A 19,222-nucleotide genomic window follows, 5' to 3' on the forward strand; every position below is an offset into this window, starting at 1 on the left:
CTACGGTGACCGACCACCGCGCCGACGGCCTGCCCAGCGCCGTCCCTGCCCTGTGGGACGAGCGGCTGCGGTTGTTCTCGTTCGCCACCGCCGAGAAACGCGCCGACTACCTGCGGGTTCTGCGCGCCTTCGACAGTGCGCGCGCGGCATACGTGGTGTTGCTGCACGCCGATGATGTCGCCGAGTGGATCGCCAAGGCCGAGGCGGGCACGCAGGGGCCCGCTCCGGCGGGGGTGCCGCTGTCGGCGGCCGAGATCGGTCCGCTGCTCGAGCAACTGCACCGCTGGGGTGTGCTCGAGCGCAGTTACGACGGCACCCGGGCGGCCACGCTGGCCGAGTACCGCAACCGGCACTACGTGTACCAGTTCGCGCAGGCCGGTTTCCAGGCATATCAGGCAGTGGCCGGGGTGCTCACGGCCCGGATGGAGGACGCGTCGCTGTCGCGGCTGGTGCTCCCCGAACTCCTCGCGGATCTGCGCACCCTGGCGACCGCCAACCGCGAGGGCGACGCCGAGCGGGTCTACACCACGCTGCGCCGGCTCGACGCCGCGCTCACCGACATGGCGGCCCGCGCCGCGCATTTCTATCTGTCGCTGGGCGACCTGGTGCGCACCACCGAGATCACCCCCGAGTCGTTTCTCGCGCACAAGGACGCGCTGCTCGCGCACATGCGCGAGTTCAGCATGGATCTGGCCCGGTTCGCGCCACGTCTGGCCGCCGCGATCGGCGAGGTGGAGGACACGGGAGTCGACGCGCTGATCGGCCGGGCGGCCGGGTGCGACGAGCGGGTGCTGCTGAGTTCGGTGGAGCGGGAGGCGGATTGGCGAGCCCGCTGGGACGGGTTGCGCACCTGGTTCGTCGCGGGCACCGAGCCGGGCGAGTCGTGTGAGGCCGACCGGCTGCGGGAGGCGACGATGAGCGCCATCGCGGCCGTGTTGTCGCTGTTGCGCCGGGTGACCGAGACCCGCCGGGGCGGGATCAGCCGGGAATCGGCGTTGCGTCACCTGGCGGCGTGGTTCGTCGCCACCCCCACCTCGGGCAGTGCGCACGCCCTGTACGACGCGGTGTTCGGCCTCGGCAAACCACGGCACCTGTCGCTGGAACATCCCGACGCCGACCTGGTCCGCGCCGGCCGGTCCTGGTGGGAAGCACCACCTTTGGAGATCTCGCGCACACTCGCCGAGACCGGTCGCGCCCCCGCTGCGGGCGCACCCGCCCGGATCTCACGCAACGACGCCGGCGTGCGCCGCCTGCGCGAAGCGCAACTGGCCGCCCAGCGCGAACGCGCGGCAGCGGCCGCCTCGCTGGCCACCGGCAACGTGCACGAACGAGTACTCGACCAGCGCGAGACCGAGGTGCTGTTGCGTCTGCTCGACGCGGCTTCCACGGCCTGGGTGCCGGTGAGCGGGCGGGTCGAGGGCACAACGGGTTCCGACAACGGCGTCACCCTGACGGTTCGCCCGTGCGACGGATCGACCGTCATCCGCACGGCGGCGGGATTGCTCCACTTGAACAACCGCCGCCTCGAAGTACAGGGTTCGACACGGCGGGGTGGGAAGCGATGACCGCGAGCATCGGCGCCCGGCCTGGTTCACACGGTGGGGCGGACCGCGGGATGCCCTGGAAGCCTCGGCGGCTACCGGCGCCGTGCTGCGGCGTTGTTCCGGTGTTGCGGCACACCGCGCTGAGCGACGGCGGCACGACGACGGCGCGCATCGGTGTGCTGAGCCTCGGCCGATACTCGATCCCGCATCCGGAGATCGACGGCTCTTGCTGTGGTGCGGTGCGGCAGGGGGTGGCTGCGTGAAGCGGCAGCGAATCGATGCGCTCGCGCTCGACAGTTACCAGCGGGCGGTCCGGGTGATACTGGCGAATCACCTTGTCACACGGGTGTATCCGGATCGGATCGCGTTGCCGCTGATCCGGCGGTGGGCGACCGAACTGCGCGAGGACATGGCCGAGTTGTTCGGGTATCGGGTGGAGATCACCGAGACGACGGCACGGCTGTATCCGGTGCACGATCGGCTCGAGGATGCCCGGCCCGCGCGCAGTGTGAACGATCGGGTGTTCGATCGGCGGCGCTACGCCTATCTGTCGCTGGCGCTGGCCGCGTTGGGGCGGGCCGGGGATCAGATCACCCTGTCGGAACTGGCAGAGCATGTCGCCGATTACGCGAGCCGCATCGATGGGCTCGAATTGTCCACCGAGCGGGCCGCCGATCGTGACGCCTTCGTCGATGCCGTCGGCTGGCTCGGCGCGCGCGGCGCGTTGACCCTGGCCGACGGTGACGCGGGCGGGTGGGCCAGCGACCCCGACGCGGGTGAAGCGCTCTACGATATCGACCGCCCGGTGGTTTTCGCGCTGTTCCGGCCACCGCGGGCATTGCAGCACCTGCACAGCGTGCGCGGTCTGCTGGCCGAGGACACCGAGGTGGCGGCCGACGTGGCGCGTCGGGTCCGGCGGGCGCTGGTGGAGCGACCGGTCGTGTATCTCGCGGATCTGACGCCCCCAGAACGGGCGCTGCTCGGCCAGGAGCGCCTGATCGGTGAGGTGGAGTACTGCACCGGGCTGCGGGCCGAACGGCGGGCCGAGGGTGTCGCCCTCATCGACACGTCGGGTCGCCTGTCGGATACGCGGTTCCCGGGCACCGGCACTCTCGCGCAGGTGGGGCTGCTACTGATCGGTGAGATCGCGGATGCGGTGCTGGATCTGGACAACCCGCTGCCGCACCGCCCACTGCCCGACCTGGATCCGGCGGAGGAACTGCTCGACCAGCTCGACACCGCGATCCCCGAGGCAGGCGTGTTCGTCCCGCTGGCCGACGAAACACCCGACCCGGCAACGGATTCCGACGACGAGGTCACCGAGGAACCCGACACCTATCCATTCCTCGACGATGCGTGGGTGCGGACGACCGTCACCGCCCTCACCGATCGCTACGGTGCCACCTTCGCCGCGCAATGGCAGGCCGACATCGGCGGCCTCACCGCCGAGGTGCTGGCCTTGCTGACCAAGTTGCGGCTGATCCGGCCCGTCGAAGACGGTCTGCTCGTGTTGCCCGCGCTGGCCAGATACCGGGGCGCGGTCGTCACGGTACGGGTGCGCAAGACCGAGGAATTGTTCGTCACCGCCGCGGATGTCGGCACCGGAGTGGGAGGGAGCTGAGCAGATGACGCTCATTCACGGCGGAGTGCGATTCGTCCCGACCCGCGCGGGCATCGTCAACCTGTGGGACTACCGCGACCAGGAGTTCTGTTTCGCCGACGGACGCCTGGTGCTGCGCGGACCCAACGGTTCGGGCAAGACCAAGGCCCTCGAGGTGCTGTTCCCGTTCGTGCTCGACGGGCGGATCGAGCCGCGCAGGCTCAACCCGTTCGCCGGTGAGGAACGCACCATGAAGTCGAACCTGCTCTACCGCAAGCAGGAATCGGCGTACTCGTATGTGTGGATGGAATTCGCGCGCGGCAGCTGGGAGGATCCCGAGGTCGTCACGGTCGGTATCGGGATGCGTGCCACCCGGTCCTCGGACAAGGTGACGCGCTGGTATTTCGTCGCCGACGGCCGCGCGGGTGTCGATTTCTCGCTGATCGGTCCCGACGACCGCCCGCTCACCCGCAAACAGCTCGCCGAGCAGATCGGCAGCGACGCCATCGTCGACCGCCCGGTCGAATACCGGGCCGCGATCGATGCGCGCATGTTCGGGCTCGGTATGCAGCGCTACGACCAGCTCATCAACTTGATCCTCACGCTGCGCCGCCCGCAGCTGGCCAAGAACCTCGATCCGCGCGGGTTGTCGCAGGCCCTCACCGACGGTCTGCGCCCCCTCGACGAACAGCTCATCCTCGACGCGGCACGGTCGTTCAGCGATATGGAGGAGGTCGGCCGCACCCTCGACGGACTGGTCCAGGCCGATACCGCCACCCGGCGCTTCGTCGATGTGTACCGCAAATACCTTGCGGTACAGGCGAAGTCGGATGTCGATCAGGTTCGCACGCGACTCGAAGCCGTCACCAACGCCTCGACCGCACTGTTCGCCGCGACGGCCTTGCGCACCCGGCGCGACGCCGACCGCGCCACCGCCGAGGCCCGTGCCGAGGAGGCCGACCGCGCCTACGAACAGGCCATCGCCGACCGCGAGAACCTGCAGCGATCCAGCGCCTACGAGGGCAAACAGCAACTCGACGACCTCGCCGACGCCGTCCGCAGGCTCGAAACCTCCGCCGCCGTCCACCGCGACAAGGCCGCCGAAGCCGCCCAGACCTTGCAGCGGCGCGCCGAGGAAGCCGAGAAGGCAGCCGAAGCCGTGCGCACGGCCGCCGCCGCCCTGGTGCGCGGCGAAGAAGCCCTCCGATCGGCCGCCGAGGAAGCGGGCATCGAGTGGACCACGCCCGGCACCGACGGCCGCGGCGACCAGTTCACCGCAGCCGTCCGCGGCCACGCCGAGGAACGCGACGCCGACGTGCGCGCGGTCCGCAAGGCGGTGAGCAAGTGGGAATCCGCCGCCGCCGACCGAACCCGCGCCGAACGCCTCACCGAACGCGCGACAGAACTGCGCGACGCGGCAGCCGCCGAAGTCGCGCATGCGGAAGCCGCGGTCGCGTTGGCGCGCAAGGATTCTGCGGCGAACCTGCGCGCCTGGTGGAAGACCAACTCAGCCCTCCTTGCGGGCATCGCGGAATCCTCGGTGAACGCCCAAGCCGCCGAAGCAGTCATCGACGGGGGCGACCCTGCCCAAGGCATCATCGGGGCGCGAGCCGATCGGACCGGGGCTGATGACGGCGGACTGTTCGAGGCGCTGGAGACAGCCTTCGCCGGTGCCGGAGTTGAGGACATCCCCTCTGCCGCAGAGGTTTTGGCGGAGCGGATCGAGCCGCTACGCGAGCAGATCCGCACCCGTCGGCAGGAGTCGCGGGCGCGGGCTGATGCTGCGGCCGCGCGCCGCGACGCACTGACGGCCGAACGCAAGCAGATCGCTGCCGAACACGATGACGCCCCGCCGTCGTCGTCGGCCAGAACCGGTATGCGCGAGGGACTTCCGGGCGCTCCGCTGTGGAAGCTGGTGCGGTTCGGGGATGGGGTGTCCGCGCAGGAGGCGGCGGGGATCGAGGCCGCGCTTCAGGCCGGAGGTCTGCTCGACAGCTGGATCTGCGGGCCGACCCTGCCCACCGAGGTCGAGTCGGACCACTTCCTGCTCCCACTGCCCGTCGACCAGCGCCCGACCGGTCGCACCCTCGCTGATGTTCTTGTGGTGGAGGAGAATACGACGGAGGTCGAGGTCCCGAGGGACACGGTCGCTGCCGTGCTCGCCTCCATCGCCCTCGACGAACTCCGTCCTGACTCGGACAGCTCCGCCCCTACGGCAGCCGACGACCACTCAGGGTACGAAGCCGCCGAGACACACCCGGCGCCGACCACGCCGGCCCGAGCAGACTCCGCACCAGGCGCAGGCGGAGCGAAATCGACGACAGTCGCGGCGATGGGTGCGGATCGCGCCGGTGTTGCGGACGGCGGAGGCATGGGACGGACCATGCCGGGCGCCACGCTGAGTGCGCTGACCGCCGAGGCCTGCCCCGTGGTGATCGGACCAGCGGGCCACTATCGACTGGGTGTCCTGGTCGGCAGGCATCACAAGACCGAGGCCGAGTTCATCGGTGCGACCGCGCGAGCGCGCAGGCGAGCGTTGCGGCTCGCCGAGATCGAGGCGGCGATCGAGGCGGCCGGCGCGGAATACGAGGCGGCTCGGGCCGAAGAGTCTTCGGCGGCAGCACAATCGGCTGAGCTCACCGCTGCGGCGAAGTCGTTGCCACGACCTTCGGCGGTGACCGCCGCACTTCGGGCGGTCGCGGAGACCGCCGGACTGATGCGGTCGCGGGTGGAGGCGGCGGCGCAGGCCGAGCGGGAGCTCGATCAGGCCGTGGCCGAGGTGGCTGCTCAGGACAAGAAGGTGCGGGCAGCCGCGCAGGCGCACCGCACGCCGCGGGAGGCGCGTGAACTCGATGCGCTGGCCGCCGCGATCCGGCATTTCGAGAACACCGGCACCGGACTGCTGCGGTTGCGCGCCGAGCACGAACGGGAACGGGAACGCGAGCGGGAGGGCGCCGATCGGCACGACGAGGCCCGCGCCCTGGCCGAGGCGTTCGCCGAGGAGGCCGAGGCGGCCCGCGCCGGATACACCGAGCAGCAGCGCAAGCTCGAAACGCTGCGAGAAGCCTTGGGCGCCAGTGCTGCCGACATCGACCGTGAGCTGGACGCGGCGCGCGCGGCCATCGAAGCCGCCAAAGCCGAGCAGCGGGCCGCGCGCAAGGCGGCCAATGCGGCGATCGAGGCGGTGGGTGACGCGGAAGCGGCATATCGCACGGCACACGAGGCACTCGCCACGGCGCTCACCGAGGTGCTCGCCGAAGTGCGGTCGCTGGCTCCGTACGCGCGGCCCGACCTGCTGAGCCTGCTCGGCGCTTCGGTCGAACACCGGTGGCCGAGCAGCGAGGCCGCCTGGTCGACTCCCGAGCAGCTGCAGTACCGCATCGTCGCCGCCGGCCCGGAAACCGATCCGGTGGTCTTGCCGGACGAGGTCGCGGCCCTGTTCGCCGACCTGGATGCCGCCACTGCCCAGGTTCGCGCCACCGAGGCCGGGCGCAAGTCCACCCGTTCAGCGGTGACGAGCGCGCTTCAGGAGTTCGACGCCGCGCTCACCGCGTCGGGCCGCGATTACCGCCTGCACTGGGACGCCGCCGACGGGCTCACCGTGGTGGCCGTACACGACGAGAACGGTCAGACCGCACTCGCCGATTTCGCGGCGCGCATCGATGCCGCGCGCCGCGATCAGGAACTGTTGCTCACCGACGCCGAACGCCGCATCCTCGAGGACGCGCTACTCACCGGCTTGGCCCAGCAGATCCACGAACGGACAACGGACGCACGCGAACTGATCTCCCGGATGGGCGCGGAGATGAAGCAGCGGCGGATGTCGTCGGGCAACACCATCGGTGTGCACTGGGTACTGGCCGACGGCCTGTCGGAGGCGGCGCGCGCCATGTGCAAGCTGCTCGACCGCGACACCTCGGCACTGAGCCCGGACGATCTGGGTGCGGTGCGCGCGCATTTCGCGGCCGAGATCCGGGCCGCCCGCGCCGCCCACCCGGAACGCTCGTATCCCGAGATCCTCGCCGCCACCCTCGATTACCGGTCGTGGCGGGTGTTCTCGTTCACGCTGATCTCCGGGGACGGGTCCGAGGACAAGCTCACCGTCGCCCGCCACAGCGCGCTCTCCGGTGGTGAGCAGTCGGTGTCGCTGCACCTGCCGTTGTTCGCCGCCGCCCACGTGATGCTCGATTCCGCCGACCCGCAGGCACCGCGCCTGCTGGCGCTGGACGAGGCGTTCGCCGGTGTCGACGACAACGGCCGCAGCGAATTGCTCGGCCTCAGTGTGCAATTCGACCTCGACCTGTTCATGACCGGCTACGACCTGTGGATCACCTACCCGCACGTCCCCGGCTGCGCGCACTACGACCTGGCCCACTCCACCGCCGAGAACACCGTGAGCGCAACCCTTCTGGTGTGGGACAGCGGCGAACTCCTCGCCGAACACGACGGCGGCGACCTCACCACCGCCCTCGGCTCCCCCAACCGCCGCCGCCTCCCCAACACCATCGAGGGCGGCCTCACACTGGAAGGGATGCCAGGGGAACCAGCACCGGTCGGCTGAGATCACCGCCGGGGCGCCGACCGGCTGAGGCCTCGAGCTCCATGAGGCACCACTGGCCGCGCGGGAGCGGAGGGCAGCCGGTGCGATCGTCGGCATGGGATGCACCCGTGCTTACGGTGGGAGTTGGCTCGCAACAGCCGGCCCCGGCCGTCGCGGGGCCGACACGGTGGGCGCGCTGTGCCGCCGACCTGCCCTGAAGTGCTAGTCAGGAAGACCCTGCCCTGTGGCTGATGGTCCCGTGTCGGCCGCCCAGTACCGCACGGGCGAGTACGCGAGGATTCCGCCGGGGCATGTTGCCGGTGAATGTCTGAGCGCCTCAGGACGACCGGTAGTGAGCGGCGAGCATGGTCGCGCGGTCGCGCAGGGTGGTGCGCAGCCATTGCGGCGCAAGGATTTCCGCGTGGGTGCCGAGTTGCCAGAGTGCCCATTCGGCATGACGCGGGTCTTGGAAGGTCAGCTCGAGGCGGAGCCGGCCGTCGGCCTCGACCGTTTCGGAGCTGAGTGTCACCGCCGTGCCGATGAGTTCCGCACGGCGGGTGGGGTTCACCCGGACCTCGACGGCTACCTGGTCGCTGCCGGCACGGAACCGGGTGCTGCGTTCCTTCCAGGCCTGATTCAGGTCGATGTGCTCCGGTCGCTGCGCGGGTTCGGGCAGTTCCTCTGCGTCGAGGATGCGCGACAGGCGGTATGTGCGGTCCTCCCCTGACCTGGTCGCAAGCAAATAGCTCTGGTCGGCGACGGTGACCAGGCCGATCGGGTCCACGGTTCGCCACTGCGCGGACTGGTCGACGGCGGCGTAGTTGATGCGCAATCGGTGACCGGTCAGCACCGCGCGACGGACCTCGGCCACTACGGCGTCGGGCAGGTCCTCGGGCACGACGCGACGCGACAGGAGGTCGGTCTCGGGGTCGACGAGCAGTCGACGGGCGGCGCCGGTCGCGGTGTCGCGATAGCTCTCGGGCAGTGCGTCGACGACCTTGCGCATGGCCGAGGACAGGGCGCCGCCGAGGCCGAAAGCTTGTGCCCCGCGCCGTGATCCGGCCACCAGTAGCGCCAGCGCCTCGTCGTGATTCAGCCCGGTGAGTTCGGTTTGGAAACCTGGGAGCAGGGCGAATCCACCGTGCCTGCCGCGTTCTGCGTACACCGGCACGCCGGCTGCGGAGAGCGCCTCGATATCGCGCAGCACAGTGCGAGTGGAGACCTCCAGCTCGCGGGCCAGCACGTCCGCGGTCAGTCGGCCGTGTCTGCGCAGCAGCAGCACGAGGGAGACAAGCCGGTCGGCGCGCACTCGCGAAAGATTACCCGCAATACACGACAGAGGATGTCGTGTATTGCTGACAGGCTCATCTGCGTCACGACAATCCATCACAGGAAAGGTGCCTGAACATGGCGCACACCATCGTCAACCCCGACGGCCTGCACAACCCGGTTCCGTTCGGCTACAGCCATACCGCCGCCGTCCCGGCGGGCACCGATCTGGTCTTCGTCTCTGGCCAGTACGGTTCCGACACCGACGGCGCGGTCGTCTCCGGCGACTTCGCCGACCAGGTGAAGCGGACATTCGACAACATCGCCACCGCCCTGGCAGCCCACGACCTGGAGCTCAGCCACGTCGTCGCGCTGCGCACCTATGTGGTGAACCACGATGTCACGAAACTCGGCCCGATCGCCGGTGCCGTCGCCGAGCACTGGGGCACCACCCCGCCCACCCAGACGCTCATCGGTGTCGCGGCGCTGGCCACCCCCGATGTGCTGTTCGAGGTGGAAGCGGTCGCGGCCCGACCCTGACGCGCCTCTCACCCCACTGCGTGCCCGATGCGCTCCGCCATCGCACGCAGTCGCGCGGACAGTTCGGGCGAGTCGTGTACCCGGAACGCGACTCCGAGCGAAACCAATTGCCGGGCAAGCCAATCGGGGTCGTCATCGCGGACACCGGTGAGGCGGCAGGTGGTGGCACCGGTGGAGTGCAGGGTGGCGGGGTCCTCGCCGAGTCGGCCGGTGACCCGGGTACGCGGGGCGTCGATGGTGACATCGGCCCGGTACGGGGCGGTGGGCCAGTCGGTTCGACGTCCCGCCACATAGTCGGCGGCGTCGGCCGCGGGTAGCTCACGCGCGATGATCCGGGCACCGGTCGGGTGCGGGTGGGCGATACGGTCGGCGCGGTAGGTGCGCCAGGCATCTCGGTCGAGGTCGTAGGCGACGAGGTACCAGCGCCGGCCGGACGCGACGACGCCGACCGGTTCGACATGGCGACGTGACTCGGCGCCGTCGGCGTCGAAATAGCCGAAGCGCAGTCGTTCCCGGTTGGTGACGGCCGCGGCGAGGGTGGTGAGCACCTCCGGCTCCACGGTGGGCCCCTCACCCACCCGGACCGCGACCGCCGCGCCCACCACCCGCACGCGCCTTCGGAGCTTCGCGGGTAGAACCTGCTCGAGTTTGGTCAACGCCCGCACCGACGCCTCCTCGATTCCACCGACCGCCTGCCCGGTGGCGACCCGCAGGCCGACGGCCACCGCCACCGCTTCGTCTTCGTCGAGCACCAGCGGCGGCAGCGCCGACCCGGCGGTGAGGCGGTAGCCGCCGCTCGCACCCAGCGCGGCGAGCACCGGGTAGCCGAGCTCGCGCAACCGGTCGATATCGCGGCGCACGGTGCGGTCGGTGACGCCGAGCCGGTCGGCGAGTTCGCTGCCGGGCCATTCGCGTGGCATCTGCAGCAGTGCGAGCAATCGGAGCAGCCGCGCGGCGGTGTCGGTCATGATTTCGATTCTCGCGCAAATCTAGGACCGATCCTGTCCTATATGGCTCGTAGCGTCGGGTTCACACCGATCACGAGGAGTTCCGAATGACTGTCCGCCCCTTCCACATCGACATCCCGCAGGCCGATCTCGACGACCTGCGCGACCGGCTGGCCCGAGCCCGATGGACGCCCGAACTGCCGGGCGACGGCTGGGAGCGTGGCGTGCCTGCCGCGTATCTGCGCGAGCTCGCCACCTACTGGGCCGACGAATTCGATTGGCGGGCACAGGAAACCGCACTCAATGCCTTCCCCCAGTTCCAGACGACCATCGACGGCCTCGACGTGCACTTCGTCCACGTCCGCTCCCCCGAACCCGATGCGGTGCCCCTGCTGCTCACGCACGGGTGGCCCAACACCTTCGCCGAATTCACCCGTGTGATCGGTCCGCTGACCGATCCACGCGCTCACGGTCTCGATCCCGCCCTCGCCTTCGACGTGGTTGTCCCGTCGGTCCCCGGCTTCGCCTTCTCCCAGGCTCCGCGCGAGATCGGAATGACCACCGCACGGGTGGCCCGGATGTGGACCGAGCTCATGGACCGGCTCGGCTACCAGCGCTACGGGACCCAGGGCGGCGACCTGGGCGCCTACATCGCACCGGAGATGGCGCTCGCGGCGCCGGAGCACGTGATCGGGGTGCATCTCGACGGCGGTATCGGCATGCCGACCGAGGCCGACGTGCCCGCGATGTCGGACGAGGACCGCGCCGAGTGGGACCAGATGCAACTGTGGATGACCGGTGGCATCGACCACCACACCCTGCTGCGCGCCGCACCGCAGACCTTCGCGCTGGGCTGGAACGATTCACCGGTCGCGCTGCTGGCGTGGATGATGCAGAAGTTCCAGGAGTTCACGCCGATGGCCGACCTCGCCGAGGACGTGATCGACCGCGACCACCTGCTCACCACGGTGTCGCTGTACTGGTTCACCCAGACCACCGGCACCTCCTCGTGGCCCATGTACAACGGGCTGCGCAACGGCGGTTTCGGCTGGCCGACCGGCCAGAATCTGGTGCCGACGGGCGTCTACGGTGGCGGCTCACCGCTCATGCGCAAGCTTGCCGAACGCGACAACAAGATCACCCACTGGCCGTCGGGCAACCCCGGCAACCACTTCGTGGCGATGGAGGAACCGGCGGCACATGTCGCCGACATCCGGACGTTCTTCGCAGCCCTGCACTGAGAGACAAGACCGCGCCGGTCGACCTAGCGCATGCTCGCGTCGGGCACGGTCGGCGGGCACGGCGCTCCCGGCACCGTCACCAACTCGAAGTGCCACCATTCGTTGTCGAAAGTCCGGCACAGCCCCCAGCGGTTGCCGTTGGTCTCGAGCCACTGGGCGCCGATCTGCGGGCCGACGTCGACGGCATGGCCGGAAACGTGGGTCGATTCGGCGGGTGGGAGGACCCAGCGGCGGGCCTCCTCCGGGGTGCCGTGGGTGGCCAGGCCGTCCTGCCACAGCGCTTCCTGCTGTTCGGGGGTGCGGTAGCCAGAGGTGACCGACAGCGGCACGCCCTCGGCGTGGGCCTGCTGTTCGGCCAGGGTGTAGGCCAGGGCGAGCGGTGGGTCGAGGCCCTCGGTGCCCGCGGCGGACTGGACCTGTTCGCGCTGATCGGGGTCGGCCGTGGCGGTACCGGTGGCCGTCATCGCGGCGACCGCGCTCACGCCGACCAGGATGCGGAGAACAGAGTGCATGCCGGAATCCTATCGACCCCGGCTCGGCGCGGTTCGGCTCACCCGGATCGGCGCCACCGGTCGATCTCGCGGCCGACCTCGGTGACGGGTGGCTCGTGGTAGAGCCATTCGCGGGCCAGCAGGTGCCAGTTCGCGGTGGCCCGCAACTGGCCGAGGGTGGCGAAGGTGAACAGGTCGGCCCGGCGGGAGAACACGTGCTCCGGCGGCAGCAGCTGTCGGTGCATGCCGTGGAATTGCGACGAACGCGGGTCGACCGCGAGCAGCAGTGCGCCGGTGGCCAATTCGGGGGTGATGGTGACGTCCTCGTCCAGCAGGTGCCACCCCGTGGCGGCCCACACGTAGGCCAGGCTCTCCTCGACCGACACCCCGGCGCTGGGGTCGATGATTCCCCGGTCGACCCACGCGGCGTACAGGTCCTCACCGCGCCCCTCGGCGGCCGCACGCAGCACGTCGCGCTCGAAATCGACATGCGCCGGGTCCATCCGCTTGTACAGGCCGAAGTCGACGAAGGCGAGCTTCCCGTCGGCGGCCAGCAGCATATTGCCCGGATGCGGGTCGCCGCAGAACTCGTTGTCGACGAACAGGCTGGAGATGTAGAACCGGTAGATCAGTTCGCCCAGGTGGTCGCGGTCGGCGTCGGGCAGCGTTCGCATGTGCGAAAAGGGTTGCGACTCGACGTATTCGGTGACGAGCACATTGTGCGAGCAGTGTTCGACGATCGCGTCGGGCACGGTGATGAACGGGTGACCGCGATACCGCCGCGCCACCCGATGCTGGGTGCGGGCCTCGCGTTCGTAGTCCAGTTCGCTGCGCAGGTTGTCGGCGATCTCCTCGAGCACGCCGGTGTCGGCCATGCTCGGCAGCACGGATCTGCCCATCTTGCTGAGGAATTCGAGATTGCCGATATCGGCGTGGACGGCGCGCTCCACCCCGGGGTACTTCACCTTCACCGCGACCACGCGCCCGTCGCGCAGGGTGGCCCGGTGCACCTGACCGATCGACGCGGCCGCGATGGCGGTCTCGTCGAAGTCGGCGAAGACGCCGCCGAGCGGTCCGAGATCCTCCTCGATCACCGCACGCATGGTCGGGAACGCGACCGCGGGCGCCTTGTCCTGCAGTGCGGCCAACTGGGCCCGGAAATGTTCGCGATGCGATTCGGGCACGAAGTCGAGGTCGAGCACCGAGGCCATCTGCCCCAGCTTCATCGCCGACCCCTTCATGCTGCCGAGGACCGTGACGATCTGCTGCGCGGTCGTCATCGCCGAGCGCTCGGCCAGGACTTGCCTGGCCTCCTCGGTGCGACCGATCATCGACAGTCGTCTGCCGACCCCGCGCACCGCTTGGCCCGCGGCGAACTGTCCGAGCTTGGCGCCGCGCGCCACCCGGCCCCCAGGAATTCCAGCGGGCATAGCCACCCCGTTCACCGTATGTCGCCGGTCACGTTACACCGCGACGGCTGGACGCACGACCAGAAGACCCGGGGAGCGGGTCTCTACACCCGTTCCTTGGAGCGGGTGCGCACGCGCAGGGCGATCGGCTTGGAGGTCTCGGCGAAGAAGTCGTTGCCCTTGTCGTCGACGACGATGAAGGCCGGGAAGTCCTCGACATCGATCTTCCAGACCGCCTCCATGCCCAGTTCGGGGTACTCGAGCACCTCGACGTTCTTGATGCAGTCCAGAGCCAGACGCGCGGCCGGGCCGCCGATGGAACCGAGGTAGAAACCGCCGTGTTCCTTGCACGCCTTGGTGACCTGAGCGGAGCGGTTACCCTTGGCCAGCATGATCATCGAGCCGCCCGCAGCCTGGAACTGGTCGACGTAGGAGTCCATGCGACCGGCGGTGGTCGGACCGAACGAGCCGGAGGCGTAGCCCTCGGGGGTCTTGGCCGGGCCCGCGTAGTACACGGCCATGTCGCGCAGGTACTGCGGCATCGGCTCGCCCGCGTCGAGGCGTTCCTTGATCTTGGCGTGCGCGATGTCGCGGGCCACGACCAGCGGGCCGGTGAGCGAAAGCCGGGTCTTCACCGGGTATTTCGACAGCTCGGCGCGGATCTCGTCCATCGGGCGGTTCAGGTCGATCTGCACCACGTCGCCGCCGAGGATGTCCTCGGTCTGCTCCGGAAGGTACTGCGCCGGTTCGGTTTCCAGCTGCTCGAGGAAGATGCCGTCCTTGGTGATCTTGGCAAGGGCCTGGCGGTCGGCCGAGCACGACACGGCGATGGCGACCGGGCAGGAGGCGCCGTGGCGGGGCAGGCGCACCACGCGCACGTCGTGGCAGAAGTACTTGCCACCGAACTGGGCGCCGATGCCGAACTCACGGGTGAGCTGGAACACCTCTTCCTCGAGCTCGAGATCACGGAAGGCGTGACCGGTGATGGAACCCTCGGTCGGCAGGTTGTCCAGGTAGTGCGCCGACGCGTATTTCGCCGTCTTCAAAGCGAATTCGGCGCTGGTGCCACCGATGACAACGGCCAGGTGGTACGGCGGGCAGGCCGCGGTGCCGAGCGAGCGGATCTTCTCGTCGAGGAACTCGAGCATGCGCTCGGGGTTCAGGACGGCCTTGGTCTCCTGGTACAGGAACGACTTGTTGGCCGAACCGCCGCCCTTGGCCATGAACAGGAACTTGTAGACCGGGTTGTCGGCGTCGCCCTCGGTGGAGTACAGCTCGATCTGGGCGGGCAGGTTGGAACCGGTGTTCTTCTCCTCCCACATGGTGATCGGCGCGAGCTGGGAGTAGCGCAGGTTCAGCCGGGAGTAGGCGTCGAACACGCCGCGGCTGATCCACTCGGCGTCGTCGGCGCCGGTGAGCACGCCCTCGCTCTTCTTGCCCATCACGATCGCGGTGCCGGTGTCCTGGCACATCGGCAGCACGCCGCCCGCGGAGATGTTGAGGTTCTTGAGCAGGTCCAGCGCCACGAAACGGTCGTTGCCCGAGGACTCCGGGTCGTCGATGATCTTGCGCAGCTGACGCAGGTGGGCCGGGCGCAGGTAGTGGCTGATGTCGTGGATCGCCGTCTCGGTGAGCAGGCGCAGGGCTTCGGGCTCGACCTGCAGGAAGGTGCGGCCGTTGTGCTCGAAGGTGCTGACCCCCTCGGTGGTCAGCAGGCGGTACGGCGTGTCGTCCGCGCCGATCGGCAGCAGATCGGAATAGCGGAACTCCGGCGCGGTCACGGATCGCACTCCTTCAGGCAGGTGGGCAGAGCATCGCAGAGCCTATCCACCACCGGGCGCCGACCTGGAGATTAGGCAATCCTTACTCAAGATGAAGTAATGTCGAGGTTGCACGTTCAACACAAACGGTGCTACCCATTCTCCCGGGCGGTGGTGGGCGTGCGCCGTTCAATCCGAAGCTTGCACCGGCGAATCTGGAGCTCGATCGTGACCGATCCACAGTGGCTCGATGATGTCGAAATGCGCGCCTGGCTGGGCTATGTCCGTACCCGCGACCTGATCGCCGCGGCGATCGGGCGTGACGCCGGCCGGGCGGCGAATCTCAGTTATGTCGAATATTCCGTGCTGGTGTACCTAGCCGACGCACCGGGCCAGCGTTTGACCTTCGCTGACCTGGCGGGTGCGCTGGAATGGTCGCAGAGCCGACTCTCACACCAGATCACGCGCATGCAGAAGCGTGGACTCGTGGTGCGCGAAACCATGCCGCACGACCAGCGCCGCACCGTCGCCCGGCTGACGAGCGCGGGCGGCCAGTTGCTCACCACGGCGGCCCCGGCCCACGTGCGCAGCGTGCGGCGGCACATGATCGACGTCCTCGACCGCGCGCAACTCGCCGCGCTCGCCGAGATCTACGACGTCCTGATCGACCACCACCGCAGTGCGGCACGGGAACTCGGCCCTCGCATGCCGACCAAGGAACCGACTCCCGCCGCGGACCTGGCGTGAGTCAGGACCCCGAACTGCCACCACCGCTCGAGTCGGGCCGCTGGCCCAGCCCACCGCGCAGGACCGTTCCGCCCGCGACCGGTGCGCCACGGTCGTAGACGTCGCCGGTACTCGGCCGGAGGAAACTGCCCGCCGCCAGCACGATCGCGGCACCGACCGCCGGGTACACCAGCGTGTCGGTGTGCTTGTACCAGAACCGTTTATAGCTCGCGTCGGACGTGTCGCAGCGGTCGTCGGCCACCCGCTTGTTCGTCGCCGTCTCCACGCAGACACCCACCGAGGCCGGGCGGGCGGCGGTGCTGGTGGTGGTGGTCCGCGGGGTGGTGGTCACCGACGCGCGGGTGGTGGTCGTCGGGCGCTGAGCGGTGCTCGGGGCACTGCAGCCGGCCGACACCAGCGCCACCGCGACCAGGGCAGGCAGGGTGAAAGTCACACGGCGCGAGCGCATTACCCGAACATCCACGACTTCCCCCTCCGACGACCACAGGTCAACGCTCGACCATAGCGACCGGTCCCCGCCCGGACAACCCGTGCGGCCAAGGTGAAATACCGCTTACCGCAATACCTTTTCGGCGATGTGGGCGGTGTCGGGGATGCCGAGGGCGCGTTCGAAACCTTCCGGGACCACGATGTCGTCGCGGGTCAGATCGGTGACCGAGGTCTTGCGCAGCCCGAGCAGGGCGGAGTCGATGCCGCCACGCAGAATGTCGAGGACATTCTCGACGCCCGCCTGGCCGTTGGCCGCCAGACCCCACAGGTAGGCGCGGCCGATGAGGACCGCGCGGGCACCGAGCGCGACAGCCTTCACGACATCGCTGCCGCGCCGGATACCACCGTCGAGCAGGACCTCGATCTGGTCGCCCACGGCGTCGGCCAGTACCGGCAGCGCACGGATGGCGGCAGGGGTGCCGTCGAGGTTGTTGCCGCCGTGATTCGACACCGAGATGCCCGCGACGCCCGCGTCGACCGCGCGCAGCGCGTCGTCGACCCGCATCACGCCCTTCAGCAGCACCGGACCGTCCCACTGGGCGCAGATCCAGGCCACGTCGTCCCAGTCGGGGGCGGGCGTCTGCATCCACTCGCCGTAGGCGCCGAAGAAGCCGGGCGCGGCGCCGCCGCCGACGGACATGTTGGGTGCGGTGAGGTCGGGGATGGAACCGGAGCGCAGGTAGGTGGCCAGCCAGCGCGGGCGGGCGAGGGTCTGCGGTGCGAATTTCATCATGGTGCGCAGGTTCAGCGATTCGGGGATCTGCGGGCTGCCCCAGTCGCGACCGTGCGAGAAGGACCAGTCGAGGGTGAGGATCAGCCCGACCGCACCGGCGTTCTTCGCCCGTTCCATCCGTTCCAGGATCTGGTCCTTGCTGCCGCACCAGTACAGCTGGAAGAAGGTGGCGGGGTTGGCCGCGATCACCTCTTCGACCGGCTTGCTCGCGAAGGAGCTCAGGCCCATGGCGATGCCGCGGGCGGCCGCGGCCCGTGCCACGGCGACCTCACCGTCGGGGTGCACCGCCTGCACGCCGGTCGGCGAGATCAGCACGGGCATCGAAACCTGTTGCCCCAGCACGGTTGTCGATTGGTCACGGTCCCCGATGGGGCCCGCGCAGTGCGGTGCGAAACCGAGTTCGGTGAACGCGGCCTGGTTGTCCTCGATGGTCTGGCCCCGTTCGGAACCGGCGATCAGCGCGCCGTACACCGACTTCGGCAGTCGCTTACGGGCGCGACGCTGCGCCTCGGCGACGGTCTCGAACCAGGGGTTCATCGACGTGGTCCTTCCTCGTTGTCACCCGGCCACCAACGGCCGAGGTCGTGCAGGAGCGCGGCGGTCGCCGCACTCAGCAGTTCGGCGCCCGCGGCGGCATTCGCCCCGGTCGGGTCGCCGAGAATTCCGTTGTGGCTCACCGCGGCCACCCCGCCCGTGCGCAGCAGCGGCAGCACCTCGGCGAGCGGGCGGGTGTCCCCCGGTTCGGCCAGCTCGGTGCGCACCCGGTCGGGCGCGAGGGCGAGCTGGAGGGAGGTTTCGGTGTGGCCCGCGTGCGCGTCGCCGCCGTAGCCCGGGCAGAACAGGCGCACATCGCGTGATTCCGAGCGCAGCAGGGTGACGGCCCGGCGCAGCGCCTCGACATTGCCGCCGTGGGCGTTGACCAGCGCGATCCGCTCGAAAGTCGCGGTGGCCGAACGACACAGCTCGACCACGAGCAGCTCCAGCGCGGCCTGCCCGATCGACAGCGTGCCCGCGAATCCGGCGTGTTCACCGCTGGCGCCGTAGGGCACGGCGGGTGCGACGAGCACGTCGTCGCGCGCGGCGGCGGCCCGCGCGCACAGCGCCGAGGCGATGTCGAGATCGGTCGACAGCGGCAGGTGCGGTCCGTGCTGCTCGATAGCACCCAGCGGCACCAACAGGATCGACGCGCGACAGGCGTCGACCTCCGGCGATGTGAGCTGGGCCACGAACATGACCGAACATTAACGTCAGTCACTGACATAATCAAGACCCGGCTCCACCGGGCGGCCCACTCCCTACGCTGTATCCATGTCAGCCCCGACCCAGCGCGGCCGCCCACCGCGCACCACGCGCCGCGCCCTGGAACTCATCGCGATGCGCCTGTTCACCGAGCACGGCTTCGAGGAGGTGACCGTCGGGCAGATCGCGGCCGAGGCGGGCGTCAGCGAACGCACCTTCTTCCGCTACTTCCCGAGCAAGGGCGAGGTGCTGTGGCACCAGTTCGACGACGAGGTGGCCGACCTGCGCGCGGCCTTCGCCGCCGTCGCCGACGACGAACCGATGATGACGGCCGTGCGGCGCATCGTGGTGGCGGCCAACAGATATCGCGCCGAGGACATCCCCGAACTGCGCACCAGGATGCGACTGATCTCGGGGATCCCCGCCCTGTCGGCGGGCGCGGGCGCGCACTACGACGCCTGGGAACGCGCGGTCGGCGAATTCGCCGCGCGCAGGCTCGGCACCAGCGCCGACGACCTCATCCCCCTGGCGGTGGGCCGCACCACCCTGGCCGCCGCCCGTGCGGCCTTCGACGCCTGGCTCGAACGCGGTGACGCCGATCTCACCGTGTACCTGGATCGGGCCCTGGCGGCGCTGTCACGTGGCTTCACCCCCGAATAGCCGGTTACCGGCA

The 19,222-nt window shown here is 69.6% G+C and carries 16 protein-coding genes; 8 read left to right on the forward strand and 8 right to left on the reverse strand.

What is annotated here, in order from left to right:
• The first annotated feature begins 65 nt into the window (after positions 1 to 65).
• Genes HYG95_RS17540 through HYG95_RS17555 form a run of 4 tightly spaced genes read left to right on the forward strand, consistent with a single transcriptional unit; the run spans position 66 to position 7,705 of the window.
• Entirely contained in the window at positions 66 to 1,565 is a 1,500-nt protein-coding gene (locus HYG95_RS17540) for a TIGR02677 family protein (RefSeq protein WP_181699166.1), read from the forward strand.
• The gene (locus HYG95_RS17545; RefSeq protein ID WP_181699073.1) at positions 1,562 to 1,807 is read left to right on the forward strand and encodes a hypothetical protein; all 246 of its coding nucleotides are present in this window, start codon (positions 1,562 to 1,564) and stop codon (positions 1,805 to 1,807) included. Before HYG95_RS17540 ends, HYG95_RS17545 begins: the two co-directional genes overlap by 4 nt.
• Positions 1,804 to 3,165, forward strand: coding sequence for a DUF2398 family protein (locus HYG95_RS17550; RefSeq protein ID WP_181699075.1), 1,362 nt, complete (start codon positions 1,804 to 1,806; stop codon positions 3,163 to 3,165). The genes HYG95_RS17545 and HYG95_RS17550 overlap by 4 nt, the downstream gene beginning before the upstream one ends.
• 4 nt (positions 3,166 to 3,169) lie before the next feature.
• Complete coding sequence (locus HYG95_RS17555) at positions 3,170 to 7,705, forward strand: SbcC/MukB-like Walker B domain-containing protein (protein ID WP_181699077.1); 4,536 nt, start codon at positions 3,170 to 3,172, stop codon at positions 7,703 to 7,705.
• Positions 7,706 to 8,021: 316 nt separating this feature from the next.
• Here the strand turns inward: HYG95_RS17555 and HYG95_RS17560 are convergent, their stop codons facing one another.
• Positions 8,022 to 8,993, reverse strand: a complete 972-nt coding sequence (locus HYG95_RS17560) for a WYL domain-containing protein (RefSeq protein ID WP_181699079.1) — start codon at positions 8,991 to 8,993, stop codon at positions 8,022 to 8,024.
• A gap of 98 nt (positions 8,994 to 9,091) precedes the next feature.
• On the opposite strand from HYG95_RS17560, the gene HYG95_RS17565 reads away from it, so the two are divergent.
• Positions 9,092 to 9,493 (forward strand): RidA family protein, encoded by a 402-nt coding sequence (locus HYG95_RS17565; RefSeq protein ID WP_181699081.1) that lies wholly within the window; start codon positions 9,092 to 9,094, stop codon positions 9,491 to 9,493.
• 8 nt (positions 9,494 to 9,501) lie between these two features.
• Here the strand turns inward: HYG95_RS17565 and HYG95_RS17570 are convergent, their stop codons facing one another.
• On the reverse strand, positions 9,502 to 10,461 hold the full coding sequence (locus HYG95_RS17570; protein ID WP_181699083.1) for a YafY family protein: 960 nt from the start codon (positions 10,459 to 10,461) through the stop codon (positions 9,502 to 9,504).
• A gap of 86 nt (positions 10,462 to 10,547) precedes the next feature.
• Between HYG95_RS17570 and HYG95_RS17575 the strand changes: the two genes are divergently transcribed.
• Positions 10,548 to 11,681 carry an epoxide hydrolase family protein gene (locus HYG95_RS17575; RefSeq protein ID WP_181699085.1) on the forward strand — a complete coding sequence of 378 codons (1,134 nt, stop codon included), beginning with the start codon at positions 10,548 to 10,550 and terminating at the stop codon, positions 11,679 to 11,681.
• 23 nt (positions 11,682 to 11,704) lie between these two features.
• Here HYG95_RS17575 and HYG95_RS17580 read toward each other — a convergent pair whose 3' ends face one another.
• The 3 genes from HYG95_RS17580 to HYG95_RS17590 form a co-directional block, all read right to left on the reverse strand.
• Positions 11,705 to 12,193 carry a M15 family metallopeptidase gene (locus HYG95_RS17580; RefSeq protein WP_255495463.1) on the reverse strand — a complete coding sequence of 163 codons (489 nt, stop codon included), beginning with the start codon at positions 12,191 to 12,193 and terminating at the stop codon, positions 11,705 to 11,707.
• Positions 12,194 to 12,231: 38 nt separating this feature from the next.
• Positions 12,232 to 13,602, reverse strand: coding sequence for an AarF/ABC1/UbiB kinase family protein (locus HYG95_RS17585; RefSeq protein WP_181699170.1), 1,371 nt, complete (start codon positions 13,600 to 13,602; stop codon positions 12,232 to 12,234).
• Positions 13,603 to 13,685: 83 nt separating this feature from the next.
• Positions 13,686 to 15,362 carry a fumarate hydratase gene (locus HYG95_RS17590; RefSeq protein WP_174550282.1) on the reverse strand — a complete coding sequence of 559 codons (1,677 nt, stop codon included), beginning with the start codon at positions 15,360 to 15,362 and terminating at the stop codon, positions 13,686 to 13,688.
• Between the two features lie 207 nt (positions 15,363 to 15,569).
• Here HYG95_RS17590 and HYG95_RS17595 point away from each other — a divergent pair, with 207 nt between their 5' ends.
• Positions 15,570 to 16,088 (forward strand): MarR family winged helix-turn-helix transcriptional regulator, encoded by a 519-nt coding sequence (locus HYG95_RS17595; protein WP_181699087.1) that lies wholly within the window; start codon positions 15,570 to 15,572, stop codon positions 16,086 to 16,088.
• A 1-nt stretch (position 16,089) separates the two neighbouring features.
• Here the strand turns inward: HYG95_RS17595 and HYG95_RS17600 are convergent, their stop codons facing one another.
• The 3 genes from HYG95_RS17600 to mftE all read right to left on the reverse strand — a co-directional run bounded on the left by HYG95_RS17600 (position 16,090) and on the right by mftE (position 18,542).
• Positions 16,090 to 16,536, reverse strand: coding sequence for a hypothetical protein (locus tag HYG95_RS17600; protein WP_181699089.1), 447 nt, complete (start codon positions 16,534 to 16,536; stop codon positions 16,090 to 16,092).
• A 105-nt stretch (positions 16,537 to 16,641) separates the two neighbouring features.
• The gene (gene mftD, locus HYG95_RS17605) at positions 16,642 to 17,847 is read right to left on the reverse strand and encodes a pre-mycofactocin synthase MftD (RefSeq protein ID WP_181699091.1); all 1,206 of its coding nucleotides are present in this window, start codon (positions 17,845 to 17,847) and stop codon (positions 16,642 to 16,644) included.
• Positions 17,844 to 18,542, reverse strand: a complete 699-nt coding sequence (gene mftE / locus HYG95_RS17610; protein ID WP_181699093.1) for a mycofactocin biosynthesis peptidyl-dipeptidase MftE — start codon at positions 18,540 to 18,542, stop codon at positions 17,844 to 17,846. Before mftE ends, mftD begins: the two co-directional genes overlap by 4 nt.
• Before the next feature lie 76 nt (positions 18,543 to 18,618).
• On the opposite strand from mftE, the gene mftR reads away from it, so the two are divergent.
• Positions 18,619 to 19,209 carry a mycofactocin system transcriptional regulator gene (gene mftR, locus HYG95_RS17615; protein ID WP_181699095.1) on the forward strand — a complete coding sequence of 197 codons (591 nt, stop codon included), beginning with the start codon at positions 18,619 to 18,621 and terminating at the stop codon, positions 19,207 to 19,209.
• Positions 19,210 to 19,222: the final 13 nt, after the last annotated feature.

It is taken from the genome of Nocardia sp. GTS18 (assembly GCF_013839555.1).
GTDB classification, from domain to species: domain Bacteria; phylum Actinomycetota; class Actinomycetes; order Mycobacteriales; family Mycobacteriaceae; genus Nocardia; species Nocardia rosealba.

Coding starts and splice junctions, on each gene's coding strand:
- HYG95_RS17545 (WP_181699073.1), top strand. CDS start 1,562: ATGACCGCGAGCATCGGCGCCCGGCCTGGTTCACACGGTGGGGCGGAC.
- HYG95_RS17555 (WP_181699077.1), top strand. CDS start 3,170: ATGACGCTCATTCACGGCGGAGTGCGATTCGTCCCGACCCGCGCGGGC.
- HYG95_RS17565 (WP_181699081.1), top strand. CDS start 9,092: ATGGCGCACACCATCGTCAACCCCGACGGCCTGCACAACCCGGTTCCG.
- HYG95_RS17570 (WP_181699083.1), bottom strand. CDS start 10,461: ATGACCGACACCGCCGCGCGGCTGCTCCGATTGCTCGCACTGCTGCAG.
- HYG95_RS17575 (WP_181699085.1), top strand. CDS start 10,548: ATGACTGTCCGCCCCTTCCACATCGACATCCCGCAGGCCGATCTCGAC.
- HYG95_RS17580 (WP_255495463.1), bottom strand. CDS start 12,193: ATGCACTCTGTTCTCCGCATCCTGGTCGGCGTGAGCGCGGTCGCCGCG.
- HYG95_RS17585 (WP_181699170.1), bottom strand. CDS start 13,602: ATGCCCGCTGGAATTCCTGGGGGCCGGGTGGCGCGCGGCGCCAAGCTC.
- HYG95_RS17600 (WP_181699089.1), bottom strand. CDS start 16,536: ATGCGCTCGCGCCGTGTGACTTTCACCCTGCCTGCCCTGGTCGCGGTG.
- mftD (WP_181699091.1), bottom strand. CDS start 17,847: ATGAACCCCTGGTTCGAGACCGTCGCCGAGGCGCAGCGTCGCGCCCGT.
- mftE (WP_181699093.1), bottom strand. CDS start 18,542: ATGTTCGTGGCCCAGCTCACATCGCCGGAGGTCGACGCCTGTCGCGCG.
- mftR (WP_181699095.1), top strand. CDS start 18,619: ATGTCAGCCCCGACCCAGCGCGGCCGCCCACCGCGCACCACGCGCCGC.